This window comes from Candidatus Nitrospira salsa, assembly GCF_965152625.1.
The window spans coordinates 2,041,308-2,066,894 of record NZ_CBCUCO010000002.1; the positions used below are offsets into that span (position 1 = coordinate 2,041,308).

27 protein-coding genes are annotated in these 25,587 nt (G+C 48.3%); 23 read left to right on the plus strand and 4 right to left on the minus strand.

Annotated elements, in window-relative coordinates; all coding sequences use genetic code 11:
- The first annotated feature begins 7 nt into the window (after positions 1-7).
- From ACWQXP_RS11110 to ACWQXP_RS11220, 23 genes are all read left to right on the plus strand, one after another.
- Positions 8-403 (plus strand): hypothetical protein, encoded by a 396-nt coding sequence (locus ACWQXP_RS11110; protein WP_454062887.1) that lies wholly within the window; start codon positions 8-10, stop codon positions 401-403.
- A complete protein-coding gene (locus ACWQXP_RS11115; protein WP_454062888.1) occupies positions 400-1,227 on the plus strand; it encodes a formylglycine-generating enzyme family protein in 828 nt (275 codons plus the stop codon). The genes ACWQXP_RS11110 and ACWQXP_RS11115 overlap by 4 nt, the downstream gene beginning before the upstream one ends.
- Before the next feature lie 40 nt (positions 1,228-1,267).
- Positions 1,268-1,855, plus strand: coding sequence for a Tll0287-like domain-containing protein (locus ACWQXP_RS11120; RefSeq protein ID WP_454062889.1), 588 nt, complete (start codon positions 1,268-1,270; stop codon positions 1,853-1,855).
- A 69-nt stretch (positions 1,856-1,924) separates the two neighbouring features.
- Complete coding sequence (locus ACWQXP_RS11125) at positions 1,925-2,851, plus strand: hypothetical protein (protein ID WP_454062890.1); 927 nt, start codon at positions 1,925-1,927, stop codon at positions 2,849-2,851.
- Positions 2,852-2,984: 133 nt separating this feature from the next.
- On the plus strand, positions 2,985-3,899 hold the full coding sequence (locus ACWQXP_RS11130; RefSeq protein WP_454062891.1) for a TIGR01777 family oxidoreductase: 915 nt from the start codon (positions 2,985-2,987) through the stop codon (positions 3,897-3,899).
- Between the two features lie 38 nt (positions 3,900-3,937).
- A complete protein-coding gene (locus ACWQXP_RS11135) occupies positions 3,938-4,510 on the plus strand; it encodes a redoxin family protein (protein WP_454062892.1) in 573 nt (190 codons plus the stop codon).
- Between the two features lie 11 nt (positions 4,511-4,521).
- Positions 4,522-4,986: a DUF4149 domain-containing protein gene (locus tag ACWQXP_RS11140; RefSeq protein ID WP_454062893.1), complete on the plus strand. Its 465-nt coding sequence runs from the start codon at positions 4,522-4,524 to the stop codon at positions 4,984-4,986.
- Between the two features lie 71 nt (positions 4,987-5,057).
- Entirely contained in the window at positions 5,058-5,495 is a 438-nt protein-coding gene (locus tag ACWQXP_RS11145; protein WP_454062894.1) for a PDZ domain-containing protein, read from the plus strand.
- A 110-nt stretch (positions 5,496-5,605) separates the two neighbouring features.
- Positions 5,606-6,634: a YbgA family protein gene (locus tag ACWQXP_RS11150; RefSeq protein WP_454062895.1), complete on the plus strand. Its 1,029-nt coding sequence runs from the start codon at positions 5,606-5,608 to the stop codon at positions 6,632-6,634.
- Complete coding sequence (locus ACWQXP_RS11155) at positions 6,627-7,580, plus strand: MerR family transcriptional regulator (protein WP_454062896.1); 954 nt, start codon at positions 6,627-6,629, stop codon at positions 7,578-7,580. Before ACWQXP_RS11150 ends, ACWQXP_RS11155 begins: the two co-directional genes overlap by 8 nt.
- A gap of 15 nt (positions 7,581-7,595) precedes the next feature.
- Entirely contained in the window at positions 7,596-8,105 is a 510-nt protein-coding gene (locus ACWQXP_RS11160; RefSeq protein ID WP_454062897.1) for a sirohydrochlorin chelatase, read from the plus strand.
- Between the two features lie 32 nt (positions 8,106-8,137).
- Positions 8,138-8,506, plus strand: coding sequence for a VOC family protein (locus tag ACWQXP_RS11165; protein WP_454062898.1), 369 nt, complete (start codon positions 8,138-8,140; stop codon positions 8,504-8,506).
- A gap of 50 nt (positions 8,507-8,556) precedes the next feature.
- Positions 8,557-9,804, plus strand: a complete 1,248-nt coding sequence (locus ACWQXP_RS11170; RefSeq protein ID WP_454062899.1) for an NAD(P)/FAD-dependent oxidoreductase — start codon at positions 8,557-8,559, stop codon at positions 9,802-9,804.
- Positions 9,805-10,303: 499 nt separating this feature from the next.
- Positions 10,304-11,209 (plus strand): response regulator, encoded by a 906-nt coding sequence (locus tag ACWQXP_RS11175; RefSeq protein ID WP_454062900.1) that lies wholly within the window; start codon positions 10,304-10,306, stop codon positions 11,207-11,209.
- A complete protein-coding gene (locus ACWQXP_RS11180; RefSeq protein ID WP_454062901.1) occupies positions 11,206-12,153 on the plus strand; it encodes an ethylbenzene dehydrogenase-related protein in 948 nt (315 codons plus the stop codon). The genes ACWQXP_RS11175 and ACWQXP_RS11180 overlap by 4 nt, the downstream gene beginning before the upstream one ends.
- A 118-nt stretch (positions 12,154-12,271) precedes the next feature.
- Positions 12,272-12,943, plus strand: a complete 672-nt coding sequence (locus tag ACWQXP_RS11185; RefSeq protein ID WP_454062902.1) for a glutathione peroxidase — start codon at positions 12,272-12,274, stop codon at positions 12,941-12,943.
- Between the two features lie 399 nt (positions 12,944-13,342).
- On the plus strand, positions 13,343-13,885 hold the full coding sequence (locus tag ACWQXP_RS11190; protein ID WP_454062903.1) for a heme NO-binding domain-containing protein: 543 nt from the start codon (positions 13,343-13,345) through the stop codon (positions 13,883-13,885).
- Between the two features lie 14 nt (positions 13,886-13,899).
- Positions 13,900-16,674 carry a response regulator gene (locus tag ACWQXP_RS11195; RefSeq protein WP_454062904.1) on the plus strand — a complete coding sequence of 925 codons (2,775 nt, stop codon included), beginning with the start codon at positions 13,900-13,902 and terminating at the stop codon, positions 16,672-16,674.
- A 230-nt stretch (positions 16,675-16,904) separates the two neighbouring features.
- A complete protein-coding gene (locus ACWQXP_RS11200) occupies positions 16,905-17,321 on the plus strand; it encodes a hypothetical protein (protein WP_454062905.1) in 417 nt (138 codons plus the stop codon).
- A 28-nt stretch (positions 17,322-17,349) separates the two neighbouring features.
- A complete protein-coding gene (locus ACWQXP_RS11205) occupies positions 17,350-18,225 on the plus strand; it encodes a DUF6279 family lipoprotein (RefSeq protein ID WP_454062906.1) in 876 nt (291 codons plus the stop codon).
- A 185-nt stretch (positions 18,226-18,410) separates the two neighbouring features.
- Positions 18,411-19,364, plus strand: coding sequence for an ethylbenzene dehydrogenase-related protein (locus ACWQXP_RS11210; RefSeq protein ID WP_454062907.1), 954 nt, complete (start codon positions 18,411-18,413; stop codon positions 19,362-19,364).
- Between the two features lie 98 nt (positions 19,365-19,462).
- Positions 19,463-20,428: a c-type cytochrome gene (locus ACWQXP_RS11215; protein WP_454062908.1), complete on the plus strand. Its 966-nt coding sequence runs from the start codon at positions 19,463-19,465 to the stop codon at positions 20,426-20,428.
- A 126-nt stretch (positions 20,429-20,554) separates the two neighbouring features.
- Positions 20,555-22,438, plus strand: a complete 1,884-nt coding sequence (locus tag ACWQXP_RS11220; protein WP_454062909.1) for a c-type cytochrome — start codon at positions 20,555-20,557, stop codon at positions 22,436-22,438.
- Between the two features lie 300 nt (positions 22,439-22,738).
- On the opposite strand, the gene hypB is transcribed toward ACWQXP_RS11220, so the two are convergent.
- From hypB to hypE, 4 genes are read right to left on the minus strand one after another with little or no spacing between them, the layout of a single operon-like run.
- Entirely contained in the window at positions 22,739-23,596 is an 858-nt protein-coding gene (hypB, locus tag ACWQXP_RS11225) for a hydrogenase nickel incorporation protein HypB (protein ID WP_454062910.1), read from the minus strand.
- Positions 23,596-23,925, minus strand: coding sequence for a hydrogenase maturation nickel metallochaperone HypA (hypA, locus tag ACWQXP_RS11230; RefSeq protein WP_454062911.1), 330 nt, complete (start codon positions 23,923-23,925; stop codon positions 23,596-23,598). Before hypA ends, hypB begins: the two co-directional genes overlap by 1 nt.
- On the minus strand, positions 23,913-24,479 hold the full coding sequence (locus tag ACWQXP_RS11235) for a hypothetical protein (protein ID WP_454062912.1): 567 nt from the start codon (positions 24,477-24,479) through the stop codon (positions 23,913-23,915). The genes hypA and ACWQXP_RS11235 overlap by 13 nt, the downstream gene beginning before the upstream one ends.
- A 12-nt stretch (positions 24,480-24,491) precedes the next feature.
- Positions 24,492-25,571, minus strand: coding sequence for a hydrogenase expression/formation protein HypE (gene hypE, locus ACWQXP_RS11240; protein ID WP_454063029.1), 1,080 nt, complete (start codon positions 25,569-25,571; stop codon positions 24,492-24,494).
- Between the last annotated feature and the right edge of the window lie 16 nt (positions 25,572-25,587).

Below are 25,587 nucleotides of genomic sequence, written 5' to 3' on the forward strand. Positions count from 1 at the left end.
CTTGAGCATGCAATTTCATAATTTCCAAAGACCTGTTTTATTGATCTACTTGACCGTAATGCTCTGGTCAGGGCCTCTAGGCATAGTGCTTGGGGGATCTGGCCTGGCGAATGCGATGGGGGAAGGATCTGAACAAGTGGATTCCCCGAAACGCATATTAGATGCCGCGAGGTCTGTCGATGAAGCATGGGAAGAATTCCACCGTTCCGCAATAGAAGGAACTCTAGCTTCACCCGAAATTCAAACGCAAATCGAACAACAATTACATGATGCACGTGGCCTCTTAATGAATGCCCGAAAGGCCAATCGGAAGGGTGATCATCGATCAGTTGTCAATATTACTGACCAGGTTATCGCTTTATCGAAGATTATCATCGAGTCGAGTCGGGAGAAAAAACAATGAAGACGTGGCTGAATGCTCTTTTCACGATTGTGTTGTTAATGGCAATGCCTTGCCTCGCGGTGGCTGCCGATCGGATGATCGAAAAAGATCCGGTGGACATGGTCACCATCCCCGCAGGTCCTTTCATCCGAGGAAGCGCAGATTCTGAGGGTCGACCAGATGAACGACCACGCCAAAAGATTACCTTGAAAGCCTTCGCGCTGGACAAATATGAAGTCACAAACCGTCAATATAAAAAGTTTATTGAAGAAACATTACACAAACCTCCATTGAATGTGTACGACGATGGAAAACCATTTGATATTTCTAACGTGGAAGAGCGGCCAGTTGTGCAAGTCACCTGGCATGATGCCGTAGATTATTGTTTTTGGGCAGGCAAGCGCCTGCCCACAGAATCCGAATGGGAAAAAGCAGCGCGGGGGACGGATGGACAGATGTACCCGTGGGGAAATTCCGAGAAAGCAACTTCTCGAGCTAATTTCGACGGAGAATGGAAAGGCACTGAGACCCTCATGGATGTCACATCGCTGCCAGAAGGGGCCTCTCCCTACGGCATCCTGCACATGGCAGGAAATGTCAGAGAGTGGGTCGAAGACTGGTACGACTCCGACTTTTACAAGGTTTCACCAGATCGAAACCCGAAGGGACCAGATAAGGGGATCTTAAAGGTTATACGAGGAGGCTCGTGGCGCAGCTTTCTTCCCGATCTCCGCACCGCTTCGCGGGGAAAAGGAGGATTTGCCTTAAAGACCCACGGAATAGGATTCCGGTGTGCTCGAGACATTAGCGTGAGCAAGAGTACCAAAAGCCAGACCTCAAATTGATGAAATCATCATTCTTTCAGTACGATGAAGTGAGGGCGTTATGCGAGTTAAAAAACTAATTCCTACAGTCCTTATAATGGTGATTTTAAGTTTCGTACTGATCAATACTGCATTTCCTCAGGATTCTAACCCTGCATTTGCGGGGATGCAGCCGCAGGTTGTTGCTGATCTTATCTATTCGGTAATCGAAGCAGACCGAACCCTCTATTCTCGATATGTAGTGGATCGGATGCAGGACACGGGAACCGTCATTGCATCTGAAAGCTGGGTGCACAGAAATGCCCTTCCCCTCCCCGCACAGCTGCTAATGATGGCCGGTGAACGAGTCGAGGGCAAGGGGCTTGGACTGAAGTATCGACTTGTGAGTTTATGGCCTATCTATGAAAAAAATGGGCCCAGATCTGACTTTGAACGAAAAGGATTAGAAGCGGTTCAACAGTACCCTGAAAAACCTTTTTCAGCTATCGTCAAGCGAGGTAAACATCAATATTTTCAAGCTATTTATTCTGACAAAGCCGTCTCTAAGGCTTGTGTGAACTGTCATAACTCTCATGTGTTGAGCCCGAAACGTGATTACCAACTGAATGATGTCATGGGCGGGGTTAGTATTTCGTTTCTATTACCATGAGTGCACCTCGCATACACATGTTACGACTTGATTTCTATATCCGAGTAACGAAGAAAGAAGTTCTTCTTTATGCACTATACAGTCCTTCGTAAAGTTCGGCGTGTCTCATTGGTTGGCCTTGTTGTCCTCATGTTGATCATGATTGCAACTTCGCGAACTCACGCTGATTCTCATTCGGGCACGGTAGGGAATCTGTCGGGCAGTATTACTTTTGTCGGGAAGCTTCCTCAGATCCGCAAGTTTAATCTTGCGACCTACCCAGATCCTTATTACTGCGGACGAGTCTCGGATGGCAACGGCTGGAGAATTGGCTCAAAAGCCACTGTGAGCTCCGATTCTCGTTTTGCGGGAGCTATTGTTTATATTAAGGGTCTCAAGACGAACGCTCTAACCGAAACCCGAACCACAACGGTAAAATCTCTTGACTGTCGTTTCACGCCTTTTATCAGCCTGCTGAAAACAGGTGATGTACTCAAGTTTGAGAATTGGGATCCAGTCGTACACCAGATAGAAGTTTTTCAAGCGACCTCTCAAGGCGGTCGTTTACTGCTTCGTGAAAATAGTACTCCTCATCGCAACTCGTTAAAAAGTGACTTTCTGCAGTCAGAAGGAAAGGGAATTCACGAAGCCGGGCCCTCACTTACTTTTAAAGTCCAAGATGAGGGGGTTTTGCTCATTCGCTGTCCTATTCACGAGTATATGGAGGCCTGGGCTCTATCTCTTCCCCATCACTATGTTGCAATTTCCGATAAAGACGGTAAATTTTCGATTTCCGACATTCCGACTGGCACCTACACACTGGTCGTCTGGCATCCAATTGGTCAAACAGAACAAACTGTTCACATCAATGAGCAAGACACACTACAACTCAATCTAAATTTTCAACCAACACGATCCACTTTTTACCAGGAACCCGAAGTGAAAACGAATCCATTTGGGATCGAACTGTTAGGAGATTCACAGATCATCCCTTCTGTCGAACTACAGAAAGAATAAGAGTCAGTTAAGACATGGCACGTTGTAAAAGAAACAATGAAATACGATTTCAAACGCGTCTCTCTGTCGAGATGTATAATACTGTAGGGTCACAATAAATGACACCAATGCCAATCGGTGATAGGAACAAGCCATGAACATTGTCCTTGCAGGTGGAACAGGATTTATAGGCCATCATGTTTGCCAAACATTGATTGAAAATCAGCACGATGTGACAGTGGTGTCAAGGAACCCAGAGCAAGCTCGTGCTCACATACATCAAAAGGCATCGACGACAGAGTGGGGGACTCTCTCCAACAAAATGGAACATACCATTGGGGGAGTGGATGCGTTTATCAATCTAGCGGGAGCTCCCATTGCAGATGCGCGATGGACATCTTCACGAAAACAATTGTTGATCGATAGCCGCGTGGAGACCACTCGTCAACTGGTTGAGGCAATAGGAAGTGCTTCTATCAAACCAAAAGTCTTAATCAACGCTTCTGGAATCGGTTTCTACGGCGCCGACAAAGGTGTCACGATGACAGAATCCTCTCCACCTGGCGAAGGATTTCTAGCGAAACTCAGCCAAAAGTGGGAACATGAAGCTAATCGAGCCACTGATTACGGGGTGCGGGTCATCTGCCTGAGAATGGGCATGGTACTCGGCTCCAACGGTGGAGCCTTAAGTAAAATGAAGACTCCCTTCAAATTATTTGTCGGTGGGCCAATTGCTCCTGGAACTCAAAAGATCTCATGGATACACCTAGACGACCTTGCGGATCTGATGATGTGGCTTCTGGACAAATCATCTTTATCTGGACCTATCAACGCCGTCGCCCCTCAGTGTGTCACGATGTCTGAATTTTGCAAGCAACTGGGAGAAGCCTTGGATCGACCTTCCTGGCTACCTGTACCCGCCCTTGCTCTTCATGTGATGTTGGGAGAACTGGCAGAAATGTTGACGACCGGTCAACAGGTAGAACCTCAAGCGATCACACAAGAGGGATTTTCCTTCAGGTACCCAAATCTTAAAGGGGCACTGCACTCATTATTTGTCAATCAGTAATTATTGTGTCGTTTTATGTACAATAAGGAGATGTGGTCATGACAACGACTATTCCCAATCAGTATCAGCCATTATATTTGTGCGTGGTCCTGAGTCTCGTTTTCACTTTTTTCACTCAATCTGTTTTGGCCGACAATATAATTCCTCTTGAGAGAGGCCAAACACTTCCCAATGCCAGACTTGTGGATAAAAATGGTTCCCACGTTCATCTGAAGCAACTCAAGGGTCGGATCAAAATTTTGAGTATGGTTCCTCAACTCAATACACCGGTCTGCGATGAACAAACGCACCGATTCAGTGAACAAAATGGTGGATTGGATAAAGAAGTTGACATTGTCACTATTAGTACCAACTCTTTCGATGATCAAACACATTTTGCAGACAAAGCCGACATCGGCAATGTGACGTTTCTTTCCGACTCCCCAGACTACGACTTTGGCAAAACCACAGGCTTGCTCCTTCCATCCCATAACATTCTCAGTCGCACCGTTGTTGTCGCAGACGAAGACAATGTGATTCGTTATATCGAAAATGTTCCAATGAGCCAATTACCCAATTTTGAAACGGCATACCAGGCCGCAAGAAGGCTACTCGCGCGCCAAGGGCAATAAGGAGAATGGCCATGCTGCAACAGACTCTTGCATATCTCCATTTGCTGGCTCTTGCCGTACTCGTCGGCAAAGTCGTATTCCTTTCATTTGTTACCGCTCCGGTTCTTGCACGCAATCTTGAACCTGATTCGTTTGCTCGGGTCGTTCGACAACTGTTCCCGCGATATTACGCGCTCGGGATGATCAGTGCTGCAGTGGGATGGGCCACAATCACCGCCTTGGCAGTCTTGCGAGGTTTTGGTCCTTTTGACTTAGTTTCGTCTGCGTTATGGCTCGGCATTCTCGCGATTGAGAACTATTGCCGTACACCTCTGACACCTCAGATCAACAAGCTAAGTGACACACTCACAGCGAATAGAGAGCGGGGGTTGAATACTCCATTCATACAGAAAAAAAGAGATTCACTTCATCGTCTCTCAGTCCAACTGAATAGTGCGGTACTGGTCATGGGTCTCTGTTTAATTGGATTGGTGTAGACGAGATAACGATCAAAGAAGACACAGTAATGATATTTCCATTCACTCTTTATAGATGAAAGGACCATACTATGCGAATGAAAATTTTTCTCATTACCTGCGCGTCTGTCTGCGTATTTGGATTGCCTCTTGCTCTGGCTGATACAGGTCACCTCTCGAACTCTCAAACCGATCCACATGAAGGGTACAGCCAGGCAGAATTACCGAAGGGAATTATCGGCGTCGCGCTGCAAGTCTCGGCTCATCGAGTCGGAGACCCAGCCGTACTGTACGTCAGAGCCATACATCCAGAGGGACCTGCCGCAAAGGTTGGATTAGCGCACGGAGATGAAATTCTCACCGTCAACGACAAGTCCCTCGCTGGAAAAACTTACCAGGAAGTCGTCGCAATGATTCGAGGGGAAGTAGGGAAGTCCGTCAAACTCAAGATTAAAGGAGAACGAGGAATACAAGAGATCTCGATCATCCGAATTTCTGAAGAAACCTTGATGGAAGAAAAACACTTGTAATTCTGGACGGCAATTATTGGTTGATCTATGAATGTGAGAACAAGCTTCGACAGATGATGACCTTCTTGTACAATCATACTTTACGTTGAAACAATCGAAGGAAAGACGGGATGCCTCGTACAGCCACGAACAATCAAGACGAACAGGCTCTTGAGCCACTCAGTCGTAAAGCCGCAAAAAATCTGATCGCTGAAAATCTACCTCGGATTGGAATCAGTCAATGCTTGTTAGGAGACAACGTTCGATACGACGGTGGACATAAACGCAACCATTTTTTGACTCAAATCTTGGCGCCATGTGTTCAGTGGGTTCCCGTGTGCCCGGAGGTTGAAGTAGGGCTTGGAACTCCAAGAGAATCGATGCGGTTGGTGGGATCTCAGGAGCGACCACGGCTCCTCACGATCAAGACAAAGAAAGATCACACGGCCTTGATGAATCGTTTTGCCTCGAAGAAAATTCGCGAGCTCAAGGAAATACAGCTCGACGGGTATGTGTTTAAAAAGGATTCGCCGAGTTGTGGGATCAGACGGGTTCGCGTGTATAACGCATCTGGAATGTCAAACTCGAATGGCGTTGGGCTCTTTGCTCAGGCCTTTCAGCAAGCATTGCCGGCTATACCGATTGAAGATGAAGGAAGACTGAACGACGCCTCGATCAGAGAAAACTTTATCGAACGAGTGTTTTGTTACCATCGCTGGGCTAGCATGTGTCGGCGACCCCTCACCCGCGGCGCGATCGTGACGTTCCATACACAACATAAATATCTGCTGCTCGCGCACAGCCGACCCCATTATCAGGAGCTAGGCCGCTTGGTCGCATCGGCCAAACAATATACACCGACGCAATTAGGCATGGACTACAGTTCCATTTTTATGGAAGCCCTCAAGGTAAAAGCGACTGTCAGAAAACACGTCAACGTTCTTCAACATCTTTTCGGACATTGTAAAACTTTGTTAAAGCAGGTCGAAAAAGAGGAAATACAGGAGGTGATATCTGATTATCACCACGGGTTAACACCATTAGCCGTCCCACTGACATTAATCAGTCACTATGTTCGCGTATTTAAAATTCCTTATTTAGCTGATCAGGTATATCTTCATCCCCACCCTAAGGAGCTGATGCTGAGAAATCATGTTTAAAACCATTCAAGCGTCTCAAGGTTATCGAATAAAGACGGTCTCCGACCTAACAGGTCTTAGCACTCATGTCATTCGCAAATGGGAGGAACGCTATCTGCTCCTCACGCCCATTCGAGAACATAATGGATATCGTCAGTATTCTGAAGATGACATTCAACTGCTTATGTATCTTCAATGGCAAATCAGCAATGGGGAAACGATCGGACAGTTGGCAAATATTGGCGTGACACAACTCCAACAGGCCATGAATGATGGGCCTATAGACATGCCTTCACTGCCACCAGAATTTCAGCCGAGTGCACTCACGACGATCACAGCCGCACGCCGCTTGGATCGAAAGGCAACTGAATCTTCAGTTCATACGCTCGTCAACCAGCTCGGCATTGAAGACTCCCTCTATCGCGTGCTTTTTCCTGTCCTCAAAACGATTGGTGATCTTTGGCATCAGGGACGATTCAGCATGACTGGCGAACATCTCGTCACACAAGCCATTCGTCACCAACTAGCCAGCTCATTGCGAAGGAGTCATCACATCAAAAACCCGACGGCTATTCTTGCCTGTGCTCCAGACAATTTTCACGAAATTGGAGCGATGACGGCTGCCATGCACCTTCAAAATAATGGATGGAACCCTGTATATTTAGGAGTCAATTCCGATATCGATCTTATTCGTTTGGCCTGCGAACGCCGACAAGGAAGACTCATCGTTCTTTCAACGGTCCTTGAACAACCAGAGAAAGAATTTATGTCGATGATTCACAAAATCAAGAAAAAACTCTTATGTCTCTGTCCAGTTCTTATTGGGGGACAAGGAGCACTGAAGTTTTTGTCATTTTTAGAGGAACAGGGCATCATGTATGTTGAACACGTTCACCAATTACAGACATTGAGGCCGTCAAGCTTACATAGTAACCTTGACATTCATAACAATACGACAACATCTTAAGAAGGAGTCAGAACAATGAATACCGGAGAACATGGAGTAGTCCTTGTTGGTCATGGAGGCATTCCCAAAGACTATCCGGCCGACCTCGTTTCCAAATTAAAACGGCTTGAAGCTCAACGACGAGCGGCAGGACAACCTATGTCACAAGAAGAATATGAGCTTGACACGAAAATTCGGACATGGCCTCGCACCCCGTCAACCGATCCATATCAAGCAGGTCTTGAAGCTCTTGCAAATCACATGAAACCCATGCTGAATGGAGCTCAATTTTCAGTTGCGTATAATGAGTTCTGTGGTCCTACCCTGTCGGAAGCAGTGAAAGATCTCATTGCGAAAAAGGCCAAACATATTACGGTTGTCTCAACAATGTTTACACCCGGTGGCTCCCATTCTGAATTTGAGATTCCAGAAGAAATGGAAGAGCTAAGAGCCAAACATCCAGATGTCCAACTACATTATGCCTGGCCATTTGATCTGAATCAGGTGGCCAAAATGTTGACAGACCATATTCATCAATTCGCATAGCAACATTTACGCTGTCTTCGTTAGAATGAGTCATGCCGAAAAACAAAAATTTTCCAAAATATCGGACGAAGGCTTCACCAAACCCATTAGATGCCATTCATCACATTGCCGTCGTCGTACCTGAAATCGGAAAGGGAGTAGCATGGTACACCGATAACTTTCATTGCACTGTCGAATACGTTGACGAAACATGGGCTTTGCTGAACTTTTCTAATACCAAGCTCGCGCTGGTGCTGCCCGATCAGCATCCCGCTCACTTTGCCGTCACGCGTCACGATGCTGAAAAATTTGGCACGCTGACCGTACATCGTGACGGACTTGAGTCTATTTACATCGAAGACCTAGCGGGAAACCCCCTTGAAATTCTGAAGGACAACACAACCCAGCCATCTGATGAATAAACACCCACATCCCCACACAACCCTGAACAGCAGGGGTTAAAACAGACCTCATGACGCCCGATGTCGTCATTATCGGAGGAGGCCTTGCAGGGTTATCCTGTGCCAATACACTCACTCAGCAAGGCATAACGAATAACATTTTAGAGGCTGCCGACGAAGTAGGTGGACGGGCACGGACTGATCGACTTGATGGCTTCTTACTCGACCGCGGATTTCAAGTCTTTTCAACGGCCTATCCTGAAGCCAAACGCATTCTTAAGTATGACGCTTTGAAGCTCCATACATTTTACCCAGGAGCGCTCGTCAGGTTCGATGGGCAGTTTCATCGTATCGCTGATCCGTATCGTCATCCCCTTCATGCCCTTCAATCAGTCTTGAATCCAATTGGAACCATGAAGGATAAAGTTCGCGTCGCGACATGGCGCCATCAAGTGCTAAAAGACCCTCTCCAAGAACTACTGTCCAGGCCAGAGACATCCACGATCGACCATCTGCAGTCGATGGGGTTTTCTCAGTCGATCATCAATCGATTTTTTCGTCCGTTTCTGGGCGGTGTATTTATGGATCAAGAACTGACAACTTCGAGCCGAATGGCTGATTTCGTTTTTAGAATGTTTGCAAGTGGAGATAGTGCCTTGCCAGAAGAAGGCATGGGGGCTCTTGCGCAACAGCTCGCGCACAATCTTCAGTCCGAACAAATTCAATTGCGTAAAAAGGTCGTCAAGGTTCAAGGTACGACTGTGACACTTGAATCAGGCGAAACGTTACCTGCTCGACGCGTGGTCATCGCCACAGAAAGGTCCGCGGCTACACAACTCGCCCCTGAAGTTCCTCCTCATCTATTTCGTGGGACAACCTGCCTATACTTCCATGCGCCTGAACCGCCTCTGAACGGGCCCCATCTTATCCTCAACGGCGAGACACGTGGAGTTATCAATTCACTGTACCTACCCACAGAAGTCACTCGATCCTACGCCCCACCAGGTCAACACTTAATATCGATTACGACGAACGAAAACAGCCTTAGCGATAAAATGACCATTAAAGAAGCGGTGCAAAATCATCTGATTGAATGGTTTGGGACTCAAGTACACACGTGGCAACACATTAAAACCTATTTCATACAAAGCGCTCAATCCGTTCAAACTCCTCCTTTCTATCCTGGCACGATAGCAAGCTCTAAAATTCGTGATGGCTTGTACATCTGTGGAGATCATCGTTCTACAGCGACCATTGATGGCGCGATCGGTTCTGGCCGACGCACGGCCGAGGAAATTGCCAGCGAGATAATGAATTAGTAAAAAGATACTTCATGAGGAGAGTGGGAGAACATAGCATCGTGGTCGCTAGGGACTACTTCTGCTTTCGACAAACCCATGAAAAATCAATTCGCATTTTTTGAAAAAGCTTTCCTTTTCCGAGTTAACCGTTTCTCACACACAGCGTTTTGCCCTCACATACACAACAGCTGCGTTGATCTACCTACGAATTTTCGCTTTCAAGCTCCTCTGGTCGTGCCTCACTAGTGGCAACAATATTTTCAATACACGTATTCATGTGATAGCACGTCCTCGCCGTATATGGACTGTGTATGTGGACATAAGAAAGAATGATGAATGCTTGTTTCTCCAAGAGGGCTAATACTATCGCTGTAAACCACAGCTTCGTCGCATGTCTAATGTTTGTCAATTTATCTTTGACCACATCGATGGGCCACTCGATACAATAAAATAAAGACATTGCACGATTCCGATAACACTGATTCTCCAACTGAAGGACTAACCTCTTAGGTACACTATGACAATCGCTACCCGGACATCTCCAGTTGAATTGTCGAGCCTGCAGCTTCACTTAGTCGAACATAGTTTTGAATGGCTGACAGAAAATTACACAGATTTTTCGCAAAAACTGCGCAAGCGCCTGATTAGTCATCATCCAAGCTTCGTTGATATGTTTGAACACCTGCCAACATCTCATTTTCAATTTTTGGCTATGACCAGCGTGACACTCTTACTTCACAGCCTGCAGAATCCTGAGCATTTAAGAGTGATCGTTCAATTGTTGTATGATCAAAAATACCCCCCTGTCAAACAGCGAGAACTGTATAATGCATTCTATGACTCATTCATGCACGTCATGTCTCAATTGGCGGAGGATGCCTGGAGTCCTGCACTAAAGGGGGCCTGGGAATCAACTCTAGACCTCACACGAAACCGGATCTTTCCCTCCTTAGATGAATCGATTCCCACAACACAACAGAACTCTCCGATCAAGCTCGCGACTCGTCGTATTCATAACTGGGCATTAATTGTCGACGACAATGCGCATACAAGAAAAACCTTGATCACCTACCTCAAAGCTCGGGGTTACGGTTGCTATGAAGCCGAAAATGGGATGATGGCTCTGCATTATTTAAAAGGTACACTTGCCATTGATATCGTCGTTTCCGACTATCATCTGCCCGTGATGAATGGACTCCAATTCTTGCAAACTCTTGGCGATAGTTCGTCTCATCACTACCCGCCTGTTGTCCTCTATAGCCATAATCTCAGTCGAGATTTAGTCGACGGAGCTCGAGCGGTTGGAGTTTGGGCCGTCGTGGGAGAACCTTATTCGTATGAGGAGCTACATACCACAATGGTACAGGCCATACATGCACATGCGTCTCGCCGGACACATCGTTCACACAAGGAGAATCAATGATGAATAAAAAGAAAGTGTTCGCAATACTCGGGCTGAGCATTCTTCTCAGTCTGGGGCTCACGATCGGTCAAATTCCATTAGCCGTTAGTCAGCCGGTAACGATACCCGTGACTGTCGTTGACGGAGACCTGCCTATGGATGGAGCGAATCCGTTATGGGAAAATGTCCCCGGTGTCATCGTGCCATTGAGCGGGCAGACCATCACCACGCCCATGCATCCCAATATCTCCGTGAAGACGGTCATGATTAAGATGGCGACCAACAGCAAAGAATTCGCCGTGTGGGCAAATTGGGGAGATCAAACATTGAATAATACGACGATTGGTCCACAAGATTTCAGGGATCAAATGGCCGTACAATTTCCTGTTCAAACATCAGGATCCACGCCGTTTCAATGTATGGGACAGTCAGGTGGAACCGTCAACATCTGGCGGTGGAACGCCGAATGGCAAAAAGATCTCGGGACCGGGATTGCTGGCATGTGGGACGTCGATCAACAATACCCTTCGATCGCCTGGGACTTCTACTATGAAGAACCAGCAGGAGGAGTCACCTATCCTGACCGGATCGGTCGAAGCTCTGGGCCTTTCAATGAAGGAATCTGGTCCGGTAATATCATGTCAGATCCAACACTCCGAATCAGCTCAGTGGAAGACTTGAATGCCAACGGGTTCAGCACTCTCACGACACAGAAAGAACAGCATGTGCTTGGTAACGGGCTCTGGGAGTCCTATGGCGCTCTCAAGGGCGGATGCTGTAATGGCCCGACATGGAGAGTGGTCATGAAGCGAGCGCTCACGACTGATGATGCCAATGATGTGCAATTTACAGCGGGAACCTCAATTCCTGTGGCCTTTGCTGTCTGGGATGGCTCTAATGTCGAGCGCAATGGCATGAAAGGCATTTCAACCTGGTTCACAGCACGACTACCGGAGAAACTCTAGGACAGCCAAGAGGCTCTCATGACCAACTGTTGTTCATTTGCCTAATACCCAGCCAGATGATTACACTAGTTAGGTGAAAACAGTCTTTCAACCCATTCGCAAATAGGGAGAATTCACTATGCCAATTCCCATCAAGGTTATCATATCCCTAATGTTTTTCTTTTTCGTCGCGACTGTCGTCACCATGGCTAGTAGCCACAACACCCTCGTTCCAACTGTGCAAATAGCGACCGCAAAAGATGCTGTGTTCAATAAGTCAAATACCGACCACATGGCCAAGACAACAGCTGCCCAAAGTAGCGGGCAGTCAGGCATCTTCGCCTATACTATGGATGATATCGACGGGAAGCCTCGCCCTTTGAGCGAATTCAAGGGACAAGTGATCATGGTCGTAAACACTGCTAGCTTTTGTGGTAATACCCCTCAATACGAAGGCCTGCAAACTTTATATGAACAGTATCGCGATCAAGGGTTTACCATTCTTGCGTTCCCGGCCAATGACTTCGGCAAACAAGAACCTGGTAATAACAAAGAGATTGCTGAATTTTGCTATACAAAATACTCACTGGAATTCCCGTTATTCAGTAAAATCACCGTCGTGGGCGACAACAAGCATCCCCTCTATCGACACCTCACCGAAGAAACTGATTTTACAGGGGAAATTACATGGAATTTTCAAAAGTTTCTTATTAACCGAAAAGGCGATGTCATTGCCCGATACCGACCCAGTACCAAACCTCTCACACCAAAAATTGTGGAGGATGTAGAAAACGCCTTGAGACAGACGTAACCACTTGCGAGTCGGGGCACTAGTTGTGCCTCGACTTTGAATGCTGCCAATCAATTTCCCAAGCCAGCACCAACCCCTCCTGCATAGTTCAAACCAGTAATCAATACCTAAGTCATACAACCGATACCATTCCCCTCGCTTTGTTGAGCACACGACCACAATCGTTCCTAGAACCCCGCCTATCATAATTAGTCGTTAATAATTTTCCCCAACAAACCGAAAAGTCACAAGATAGCGATTTTATTGAAACATTTCAGGGTGTGGAGCCCTATTCATCAGAGGTGGCACATCATGTGTACAGCTCGAAGCCTATTAGTGTCCAAAAGTGAGGCTTAAGCAATATCGGTACATGATTAAGTACAACGAACGGCCCGACCTTTTCCTAAAGGAGAAACCATTATGAAGGGAATCGTGTTTACAGAGCTCTCGGAAATGATAGAAGAACAGTTCGGTGATGACATGATGGACACGATTATTGAAGCATCACAATTACCATCCGGAGGAAGTTATACAGCTGTCGGAACCTATGATCACACAGAAATCTTACAACTGGTGACGGCACTCAGCGCTGAAACCAATTTGGCAGTACCGAAGCTCGTCTTTTCATTTGGAGAACATTTGTGCAAATATTTTTATTCGCATTACCCCGCTTTCTTTAATGAATCCACGAACGCGTATGATTTTCTAGCGAGCGTGGAAAATCACATCCATGTAGAAGTCAGAAAACTGTATCCTGATGCCGAGTTACCAAGTTTTGATTGTCGCAGGATAGACCCTGATCAATTTGAAATGATCTATCGATCATCGCGTCCATTTGAAGACGTGGCTGAGGGCTTAATTACGGCAAGCTGTCGACATTATCATGAATCCATCTTGATTCAGAGAGAAAACATTCAAGACGAGAATGGACCAGGTGTTCGTTTTCTTTTAACCAAACAGTAACGTACGGCATTACGATGAGCGACCTAGAAAGACTCCAACGCAAAGTTACCCGCGAGAAAACCGCCAGACAACAGGCGGAAGCTTTGCTCGAAGCTAAAAGCCGAGAGGTTTATCAGGCCAATGTTCAACTTCAGAAGGTCACAGAAGAATTAGAAGAACGTGTACAAGAACGAACCAGAGAATTAGCGTCCGCGAACAATCAGCTTGAAAATCACATGCGGGCACGCAGTCGAACTGCCAGCAGACTCTCGGCACTCTTTCAAACATCTCAACTACTTACCGAAGCCGACACTTTATCCGATGCTGCACTCAAAATTTTGGAGTCAGTATGCTCAAGTCTTCACATGCAGATTGGAGAATATTGGACTCTCAACCAGGATGCACAGGTCATGCAGCTCATGGAAACCTGGCGCCTACGTCATCGTTCATTCAAGATATTTGATGAATCCAGTCGAAAGACTGATTTTGCACTCAATGTCGGACTCCCTGGGCGAGTGTGGGCTAAAAAAGAATCGATTTGGATTCCCGACATTACGCAGGATGAAAACTTCCCCCGCGCTCATGCTGCCGTACAGGATGGATTGCATGCAGCGTTCGCATTCCCAATCCAACTCGACAATGAGGTGGTTGGGGTGATGCAATTCTTTTGCGACGATATTCGTGAGGTCGATCGCCAAATCCAAGACATGCTGCAGTCGGTCAGTATACAAATCGGACAGTTTTTAGAAAGGAAATCTGCGGAAACCAATTTAATTCACGCACGGGACGAAGCACTCGCTGCCGCCCGAGCCAAGAGCGAGTTTCTTGCGACCATGAGTCATGAGATTCGAACACCTATGAATGGCGTCATCGGCATGACAGGCCTCCTTCTCGAAACAGAGCTGACCACATCTCAACGACAATTCGCTGAAACCGTACGATCCTCAGGCGATGCGCTCTTGACCATTATCAATGACATTTTAGATTTCTCAAAAATTGAAGCGGGCAAACTTGATATTGAAACCATAGATTTTGATATTCGGATCGCCATGGAGGAAACACTCGAACTGTTGGCGGAAAAGGCGCATGAAAAACACATTGAGCTCATCGGTCTCGTCTCAGCCAAAGTCCCGACAGCCCTACGAGGTGACCCAGGAAGAATCCGCCAGATTTTAACGAATCTCATCGGTAACGGCATCAAATTCACATCTCAAGGTGAAGTCGCCGTACACATTCACCTCATAGAAGAAACTCCTGACTCTGTCAAGATTAAAGTGGAAGTCTCAGACACGGGCGTGGGTATCCCACCTGAGGTACAGAAGCGTCTCTTTACACCCTTTACACAAGCCGACAGTTCGACGACTCGTCGATATGGAGGAACCGGGTTAGGCCTCGCGATCTGCAAACAACTCGTTGAACTGATGCAAGGTGAAGTTGGGATTGAGAGCGAACCTAGCAAGGGAAGCACATTTTGGTTCACGATCAAGCTGGAGAAGCAGCAAGTTCAAAAAGAAACCAACTCACAGTCAAAGGTTGCGCTCCAAGGTCTCCGTATCTGCTGTGTTGACGACCATGAGACAAACCTTTTGCTTCTCCAACAGTATGTGAAAGATTGGGGGATGCAGGGTACATTCGTCTTGACTCCGGCAAAAGCCATTCGAGTGTTTGAAGAATCAGAACAACGCAACGAACTCTTTGATCTGGCTGTCCTCGACTTAGAAATGCCCAACATGGATGGGATGGAGCTCGCTCGCACCATCAAAGCCAATCCTCGACTTGCAGGCGTCCCTCTCGTATTATTGACATCACTCGGTCAACGCGGTGAAGCGTCCGCTGCACGAGATGCTGGCTTCGATGCCTATCTGACAAAACCACTCCGGAAATCTCAACTTGAATCCTGTCTCATGACCGTCATGCGTCAGGCACAACCGGAGGCCCCTGTCGGAACGTTTGATCTCATCACACGTCACAGTCTTAAGGAAGTCGCGCCCAAACGAGGCGGAAGGATCTTGGTCGCCGACGACCACCGTGTCAATCAACAATTAGCTGTACTCATGCTTGAAAAATTAGGGCATCGCGCAGATGTTGTAGCCAATGGCCTTGAGGTCATTGAAGCCTTAAGTCGAAAATCTTATCACCTCATCCTGATGGATGGGCAAATGCCGGAAATGGACGGATATGAAGCCACGAAAGAGATTAGAAGACGTGAAGCGTCAGACGAAACACGAGAAACGAGCGGCGAGATACGCGGCACGCGTCGCGTGCCGATCATTGCACTAACAGCCAATGCCATGCAGGGTGATCGAGAAAGATGTTTAACGGCAGGAATGGATGATTATTTAGCCAAACCCATGAAACCAGATCAACTTGCTGAAATTCTTACAAAATGGCTCCCCAATATTGAAGAAGAGGGTTTAACGACAAACGAAATTCCCGAATCACCGACGGCAAGTCAGTCGACGAAGACCGATTCACGTATTGATTTTTCTGTGTTAAACGACCTTCGGGAAATGGGTGGCTCAGCCTTGGCCTCAAAAATGGTCGCACAATTCATCAAAGATGCTCTGGTTTGCGTGCAAAGAGTCGAAGAATCTGTAGAATCAGCAGACCAAGCCTCGCTGGCAGAATCGGCACATGGTCTCAAAGGTATCTGCGGAAGCATGGGAGTCACAGCCATGAGAAATCTCGTGTGTCAATTAGAAAGTCACGGCAAAACTCGTTCGTGGGAACAAGCTCAGCAATTCCTACAATCCATCAAAACTGAACTCGACCAGATTATCTGCTTACTACAAGAAGCCACGAAATCCTAACGCAACGTTTCATCGTCCCTTGGCTCAACCTCTTGAACTGTCAACCCATCGACTCGTTGTCAGAAAACCATCGCACACTCAGATTACTCTCAAAAAAACCTTCGACAGCTCGAGACAGCCTTCACTATAGCATTAATTCTTTGAATTAATGCACACCCCGCTATCTTATCATATAGAGAAAGCTACAAAGGTCCTCTTCTCTCTGCCACGAATATGATAGGGTACAAGAAGTGCGAAACCAATTTAGAAAATTTTTCACGAACGGTCGGGACATTAGAATTCTCGGCGTGCTCTTTGTCATTTCTGGAACGATTGATCTGTTCTGGATTATGTCATATCCCGATTATGCACTCAAAGTGTATGGAACGACATTCGATGGGTGGCGAGGTGCATTCGTGAAATACCAGCACCCGATGATTCATTGGGCCATTGGTTATGGGTTTTGGTATCATCAGCGATGGGCTTATTGGGCGTATCTCGCCTATTTGATGCTCGCCTGTTTAAGCGAAATCACCACGCAATTGCTCGAGGGCTACCACCCGACCAGAATGACCATGATCATTGTGAGTGTACTGTTCGGGGCGTATATCATTTCTCGAAGAAATGTTTTTCAGGCATCGAACACCGTGACGGCGAACATCGCATAATCTTCACAGCTTACCTCAGTATTTCCACATGATAATGTATGGCACGACTCGAGAAAACATTCGCAAGATTGTCGTCCTAATCATTGTCCTGATGTGGAGTCTCTGCCTCACCAGCTGTAGCACTCTGTCACTGTCCTATCGTTATGCAGATTGGCTATTGTATTGGAAAATCGATGGCTATATTGACCTCACCTCTGATCAACAGCCTTTCCTTCAAGAACAATTAGCCACGCTACAACAATGGCATCGAGACGAAGAATTGCCCCGCTACGTTCTTTTTTTAGACGACGTGAAGGAAAAATGGCAAGATGGTCTGACCCAAGCTGAACTCAAATCGATATTTCAACAGTTCACATCACTTTGGAAAACTCTAGGACAACGATTTGTTACGGAAGGGACTCCGTTTCTCATTAAGATAAACCCGATCCAGATCCAGAATTTGGAACAAGCCATGCACGAGGACAACCAAGAGCTACTGAAGCGTATAGGACAGACGCGTCTCGAGCGCATGGAGAAACGATTGGAAAGGGTCTTTGAAGAGTTGGAGGATTGGCTAGGCCCGCTCACATCAGACCAGAAATTTCACATTGCTGGGCTTATTCGGAAATTTCCAGATACGACACATGAGTGGCTTCTGAATCGTCAACGCCGTCAAGCCAATTTCCTTGCCCTGCTTCAATCGAAAATCGCTCCATCCAGACTTGAGCAACAGATCTTCCGCTTGTTGGTCTCACCTGAGAAAGGAGCCTCGCAAGCATACCTCACAGCAACGCAACAGAGAACCTCGGCTCTTCTCTCTACTATCCTTGAGCTTGATCATATGATCAAGCCACAACAGCGCGAGCACGCCTTACAACGGCTTGAAGCCATTATTCAAGAATTACAAAATATTTCTCAACACTAGAGAACCAACTACATTTTACCCTGAACATGTCGAAGGTTTTTGTGTTTTTTTATTGCTTCAACACAAGTCGTTATTAAATAATTTCAAGCATCCTTAAAATAGATTTTTACAATAGTCTAGGGTTTTACTAAAGATACAATCATCACTGTGATTGTCATCATCGCCATTGATTAAGGAGGGCTGTTATGCGCACCTTGCCGTATCGTCACAATCGGTTCGTGTTAGGCGTTCTTCTCTCGGCCGTCGTGGTGGGTGGGTTATTGACGTTAGGGCAAATACCCTTAGCGGTCTCCCAACCTGTGACGATACCGGTCGGGGCGATCAAAGGCCCCATTCCTATGGATGCCGCCAACCCGGTTTGGGAATCCGTGCCTGGGATTGTGGTGCCATTGAGCGGGCAAACCATTACAACCCCCATGCATCCCAACATTTCGGTTAAAACCGTCATGGTCAAAATGGCCAGCAACGGCAAAGAGATCGGAATCTGGGCGAACTGGGGTGATCAAACCTTGAACAATACGACCATTGGCCCTCAAGATTTTCGGGATCAAGTGGCCGTACAATTCCTTGTTCAAACCTCCGGGGCGCCTCCGTTCCAATGTATGGGACAATCGGGCGGCACGGTGAACATTTGGCGGTGGAATGCGGAGTGGCAACGGGACCTGGGAGCCGGCGTGGCTGGCATGTGGGATGTGGACAATCAGTATCCCTCCATTGCCTGGGACTTTTACTATGAAGAGCCGGCGGGGGGCGTGATCTATCCAGACCGTATTGGTCGGAGCTTAGGGCCCTTCAATCCTGGCATCTGGTCAGGGAACATTATGTCGGACCCAACGCTGCGGAAGAGTTCCGTGGAAGACTTGAATGCGAATGGGTTTAGCACGTTAACGACGCAAGCCTCGCAGGATGTGATCGGGAACGGGCTGTGGGAGCCGTATGGGGCCTTAAAGGGCGGCTGCTGTTCCGGGCCGACCTGGCGGGTGGTCATGAAGCGGAGCCTGACGACGAATGACCCGAACGATGTGCAGTTCAAAGCCGGGTCGAGTTTACCCATCGCCTTTGCGGTGTGGGATGGCTCGAATGTCGAACGAAATGGCATGAAGGGCATTTCCACTTGGGTTACGGCCAAGATGCCATAAAACAAGCAATCGAGAGTTGAAAACAGATGTCGCTTATCTATGAAGCATTCACGGATAGGCGGCCCACCCTCATGTTCTTCTGAGAGAGGTAAACCGTTATGACCTGGCTAAAACTGGTGGAAGGCTACATGCCGATGCAAATGATCAGCGAGCTAGCGATTTGCATCCTGATCATGGCAGGGATCAACTTCACGCTCAAGAAGGCGGGGATTGGGATCCCGAAGTTCTGGGCGGGGATCGGCGTCTGGATCTTCATCCTACTTTATCTGAAGTACCGCATCTATCCGCCGATTCCGTTTAGTGTGCGAGCGATCTATGGCGTCGTCTCGGCCTGTGGGATCTTCATGTGGGTGTCGGGCTCGCAAGGGGAGTGGGAAGATTTCAAACGTCCGATCATGAACGTCTTGGATGGAAAGACGGGCTTTCATAAACTCATTCGGACGGTGGCGTTGATTGTCCTGCCGCTGTTGTTAGCGGGCTATGCGTATCAATCGTTCCTGCCGAGCTTTGATGAACCGATTGAGCTGCGGACCGTGCATCCCGCGCCGCCGGCGACGACGAAAGTGCATGGGAAGACGTTTGTGCTGCAAACCGCGTCCAATCCCTATCGGGTGAACCCAGAGGGGAAATACGATCAGAAGTATTCGGACGCCCATATTGTCGTCCAGGACATGGGGCGGTTGATGAAGGATGTGAATAGCAAAGAAGATAACCCGTGGGACCCGAACGCCGAGGGTTATATTAAGTACGTGCGGGAAGGGGGCGAGATCTTCTTTCAAAACTGTCACTTCTGTCACGGGGATAACTTGAATGGTCGGGGGTTGTGGGCGTATGCGTTTAACCCAATTCCAGCGAACTTTACGGACGCCGGGACGATCGCGCAGCTCCAAGAGACGTTTGTGTTCTGGCGGGTGGCGCAAGGGGGCATCGGCTTACCGCCGGAAGGCTTCCCATGGGCGTCGGTGATGCCGCCGTGGAAGGAACATCTGACGACGAATGAAATTTGGAAAGTGGTGATGTTTGAATACTGGCATACGGGCTATTATCCACGGACGTGGGACTAGTGTGAGGGAAAAAACCAAGAAAGTGTCACATCAATTGTCGTTTCTTGAAAATCGAATGAAGAAACACATGTTTGGAACATAACCGTAGCACGTTGTACCGTTTGAAACACGAGTGAGGCCGTGGCCATGATGAACACAACCTTTACTGAGCAACTGACGCAGAAGAAGAGGGAGACGATGAACAACGGAATGCAGGCAGGACAACGACGTTGGCTGAACGGCGGGCTGATGGCCATGAGTGTCGGGCTGCTGCTGTGGGGGAGCTCCGGGACCGCGCTCGCGCAAGATGCGATTCCCGAGGGGTTTAATAAGCAAAGCCTCCCGGCCCAGCATTCAGCCGAAGAGATCGAAGCGGGAAAACGCGTGTACTTCACCAAGTGTGTGTGGTGCCATGGCGTGGATGGCTCCGGGGACGGCCCTGGGGCCGATCGCTTGTGGCCGCGCCCGCGGAACTTTAACGCCGGCACCTTTAAAATCCGGCACACGGCGAGCGGGGAACTGCCGTTGATCGACGTGGACTTGTTGCAAACGGTCACGCACGGGCTGCCGGGCTCGGCGATGCCCTCCTGGGAAGGCATTCTGACGAACAAACAAATGCGGAATGTCTTGGCCTTTGTCACGGAAGAACTGGTGAAGGACCGGGACTGGCAGGATGACGAGTTTGAAACGCTGACGGTCCTGGATATGGGGAAAATGACGCCGACGGCCAATAGCGCGGAGTCGATCAAGCATGGCGCAGAGCTCGTGGTGGAGAAGAAGTGTATTGAATGCCACGGGGTGGAAGGCCGCGGGGATGGCAATGCGTTTAACCTGAAAGATGACTGGGGCTTTCCGATACAACCGGCGGACTGGCATAAGTGCTGGAACTTCCGGGGGAGCCGGCAGGACCCGTATAACGTGAAGAATATTTTCCGCACGTTCTCGACGGGGATCAATGGGACGCCAATGCCGTCGTTTGCAGACAACACGTCGATAGAAGACCGGTGGGATATAGCCAACTACGTGAACTCGCTGTGCGAGCGGGAAGCGGAGATCAATATCGATGGCGGGCAGGTGACGGAGGAGATTGCGACCACCCTCTCGACCAGCAAAGCCTTGCCGGTGGACAAGCTCACGGATAAGCCGAAGGCCAACTTCGTGGTGCCGTCGAAGTACTTTGAAGGGGCGCTGCCGACGGATGAATTGGATGAACGCTGGCAGACGGCCCCACGCCGCTGGATTGCGTTAGGGGGGCAGATCACGCATAAGCCCCGGAACTTTGTGAATCGGATTGACGATGCGTGGGTGCAGTCGATGTACAATGAAACCCATATTCAGTTCCTGTTCCAATGGGATGACCGGACGAAGAGTGTGGCGGAAGAGGAACCGGAGTGGTACCACACCGAAGTGAACCTGGAAGACTACGGAGTAGAAGAGCAGGCGCCGGGCGGGACGAAGTTTGAAGATGACCCCGATCATCCGGAATCGATCGCGTCGGCCCAAAATCAATACACCGTGTATAACGACGGGATAGCGTTTGAGTTCCCAATCAAGTGGCAAGAGTTGCCGTTCCCACGAAAGCCGCGGTATCTGTGGGGCGATGACAAGTTCTCCATGGATATCACGAAATGGATGGCCGATGGGAGCCTGCGTGCCTATGAAGGCACGGGCTGGGATCAAGAATTTGGGGAACGGGAGGATATGCAGGATGCGCTGAAGCTGGTCAAAGCGGAGTGGAAGCATGGGCGCTGGACGGTACTCATTGAACGGCCGATCAAGCTGGATTATGAATCCGATGCCTATCTGGAAGCGGGGAAATATGTGCCGATGGTGTTCTTTGCATGGGACGGGCACAATGGGGATGCAGGGCGGAAGATGGCGGTCTCGGCGTTTTACTACCTGGTGATGGAGCCGCCGGTGCCGCAGGAAGCGTATATCTATCCGGTGTTGATGGGGATTGGCCTGGTGGGGATTGAAGGATGGGTGCTCGCGCGCCGCCGCAATCGTCGCGAGGGCAAACTCGAGAGCTAAGGAATCGACGCCTCACCACGAGGCGAAGTGAGCGGCAAGGGGGTGGGACGATAAAACCCACCCCCTTTTTTTATGTCCAGGCACGGGGGCTCGGGTTAGCGAATGATTGGATTTACGTCCAGGAAAATGCAGAAAGGATACATGCTTCCCCTTGCTATTTCCTAAAACTGAAAGACGAGATTATTTGGCAAGACGTGATCAATATCAAAGACATGTCATGTCACATTGGAAGCATTATAGCGAATCCAATCAATTTTCAGTTGAATTATAAAAGGAACCCTACGCCTCAAGCATCAGAAGTTATTTGAAACGGCTATAACGTAGAGCTGTATCGTTATCAAAATTTGGCTTCATTTGTGCTCGAATCCAATCGTACCACTGTTGCAACCCTTCTCCCGTTGTCGCAGAAACTTGGAACACCAGTAAGTGGGGATTGACCATCTTGGCATATTCCAGACATTTGCTCACATCAAATGTCAGATAGGGAAGGAGATCAATTTTATTCAGGATCATGACCGCTGAAGATTGAAACATATGAGGATATTTCAACGGTTTATCTTCCCCCTCGGTTGTTGAGAGAATCGCGACCTTGGATTGTTCGCCAAGATCAAACAGTGCAGGACAGACGAGATTCCCCACATTTTCAATAAACACAAGTGAATGGGAAGGAGGCCTGAGTTCTTCCAAACCCCTCGCGAGCATATCGGCTTCAAGATGACATCCGGCACCAGTATTAATTTGAACAACCCGGCATCCCGTTCGCTGAATACGTTCAGCATCATGCAGCGTCTCCTGATCGCCTTCAACCACTGAGATGGCCATGCTGTCGTGCAAATCACGAATGGTGTGTTCGAGTAGTGTTGTTTTCCCAGACCCAGGAGAACTGACTAGATTGAGCGCAAAAATGTTTTTCTCTTCGAACCATTCCCGGTTTTTTGCTGCTAATCGGTCATTCTTGCTGAGAATGGCCTCTTCAATGAGCACAGTGTGTTCATGGTCATGCGAATGAAGATCGCCATGTGAGTGATGGTCGTGAACATGATCATGTTCGCCATGCACATGGGAATGATGCTGACTCACAAGAGAATTCGTTTGCCCTGTCTCCAGATTTGTGACTCGAGGACTTGCCGTATCAGAACACCCACAGGTCGTACACATCAGGCCGTCACCATTTGTTTAATGTTCAGCTCCGAACCCGTGCGACGAATGATGTCAGTTGAGCCGCACGGACAGGGATCAAACATTTGTTGGAGTGAAAATTTTGTACCACAGGTAGCACATACTCCTGTGCCAGGCGTTTCAATGATTTCTAACTCTGCTCCCTCGGCGACCGTGCCTTTCGTCACAATATCAAAACAAAACTGAAGAGCATCTGGCAGAACGGCGCTGAATTTTCCGATTTCCAACGTCACCTGCGTAACCTTGGCCCCTTGGGCTTTCTCAGACACGATAGAGACGATATTGCGCGTCAAGCTCAATTCGTGCATTGATTCGCTTCTCGCGGAATAGGATTAAGGACGTCCGTACTATAAAAAATTTCTTCGAGTGGTCCCATCAAAACTTTCGTCGTCAACTCTTCCTTTAATTCTTCAAGTTTAGATTTGTCATCAGCCTTTTCTTTGGATGATCCTACGCGATCAACGAATTCAAAGAATTGCTGAGGAACAAACCCATGACAAAGTTCGATCTCCACGCATTGAGAAGAATCACTTACCCACCAGCGAAACTCCATGTTTCCATGGCACCCAGTCGATTGAGTCGGGTCAAGCAAGTGAAAGCGGTTTCGGCTCGCACAATGGGTGACATATTCAATGGCACCGAGCACTCCTGGCCCAGGGTGAGCACTCATCACTGAGAGAAACTCTCGATCCCACAGGCGAGTCCTGGACAAAACCAATCCTGCCGTTTGCATGGCCCTGAATCCTACGCTCGCACCCCAAATCGCCTCACCCTGTTGAAAAGACAAGAGCCCTCTATACGTGAGATGTTCAACATGACCGTTGTCTGCAATGTCAACGGTGTGTTCGGTGAAAGTCCTCATCACGTGTCTGGTCTAGCAAATCCTGGGCAACTGCTCTCCTACCAACGTATCGACAATACGTGTACCGCCAAACGTGGTCGATAACAGCACCGTGCCTACGGGTGATACCTTGACCGTTCCAATGATAGCACTGTGTGTCCCTGCTGGGTGTCGTTGCATAGTCGCCACAAGTTGCTCGGCCCTCTCCTGCGGAACAATCGCTACAAGTTTCCCTTCGTTGGCCAGATAAAGGGGATCCAGGCCTAATATTTCACAGGCTCCCCGAACAGGTTCTCTCATGGGTATGGCTGATTCATGCACATACATTGAAACTCCGGCCGCAGCGGCAAACTCATTTAAGACCGTGGCAACTCCGCCACGTGTGGCATCCCGCATACAACGGATATCAGGGCATACCGTTAACATCTTGGCAATCAGGTCATTGAGGGGTTGCGTGTCACTTTCAACATTAGATTCTAAAGCTAATTCATTCCGGGCGAGAAGGATGGCCACACCATGGTCGCCAATGAATCCATTCGTCACAATCGCATCGCCTGGTCGAGCTCCGTGCACAGAAATACAGATACCCTCAGGGATGATCCCAATGCCTGCCGTATTAATGAAGAGTTTATCCGCTGAGCCTCGCTCGACAACTTTGGTGTCTCCCGTCACAATCGCCACGCCGGCTTGATCTGCAGCCTGTTTCATCGAAAGCACGATTTGGGCAAGTGATTCCATGGCGAGCCCTTCTTCCATAATCATGCTGCACGAGAGATAGAGTGGACGCGCCCCGCTGACAGCCAAATCGTTCACCGTACCATTCACCGCCAGTTCACCAATATTGCCGCCAGGAAAAAATAGCGGATGAACGACATAACTATCGGTCGTAAAGGCCAGTCGATGACCATGCTGCGATAATTCCTGTAAGGGAAACACGGCTTGGTCTTCTAAGGCCTCGAGGACAGGATTATTGAATGTCCTGACAAACAGGGTTTCAATAAGACCGCGCATCGCTTTTCCACCTGACCCGTGCGCCAGGGTTATCCGTTGATCTCGCATTTTTTTCGTCAGAGATGTTTTGGCCTCCGAAGAAACTTCATCAGGTAAGAGCATCGAGGGTTTCATAGAA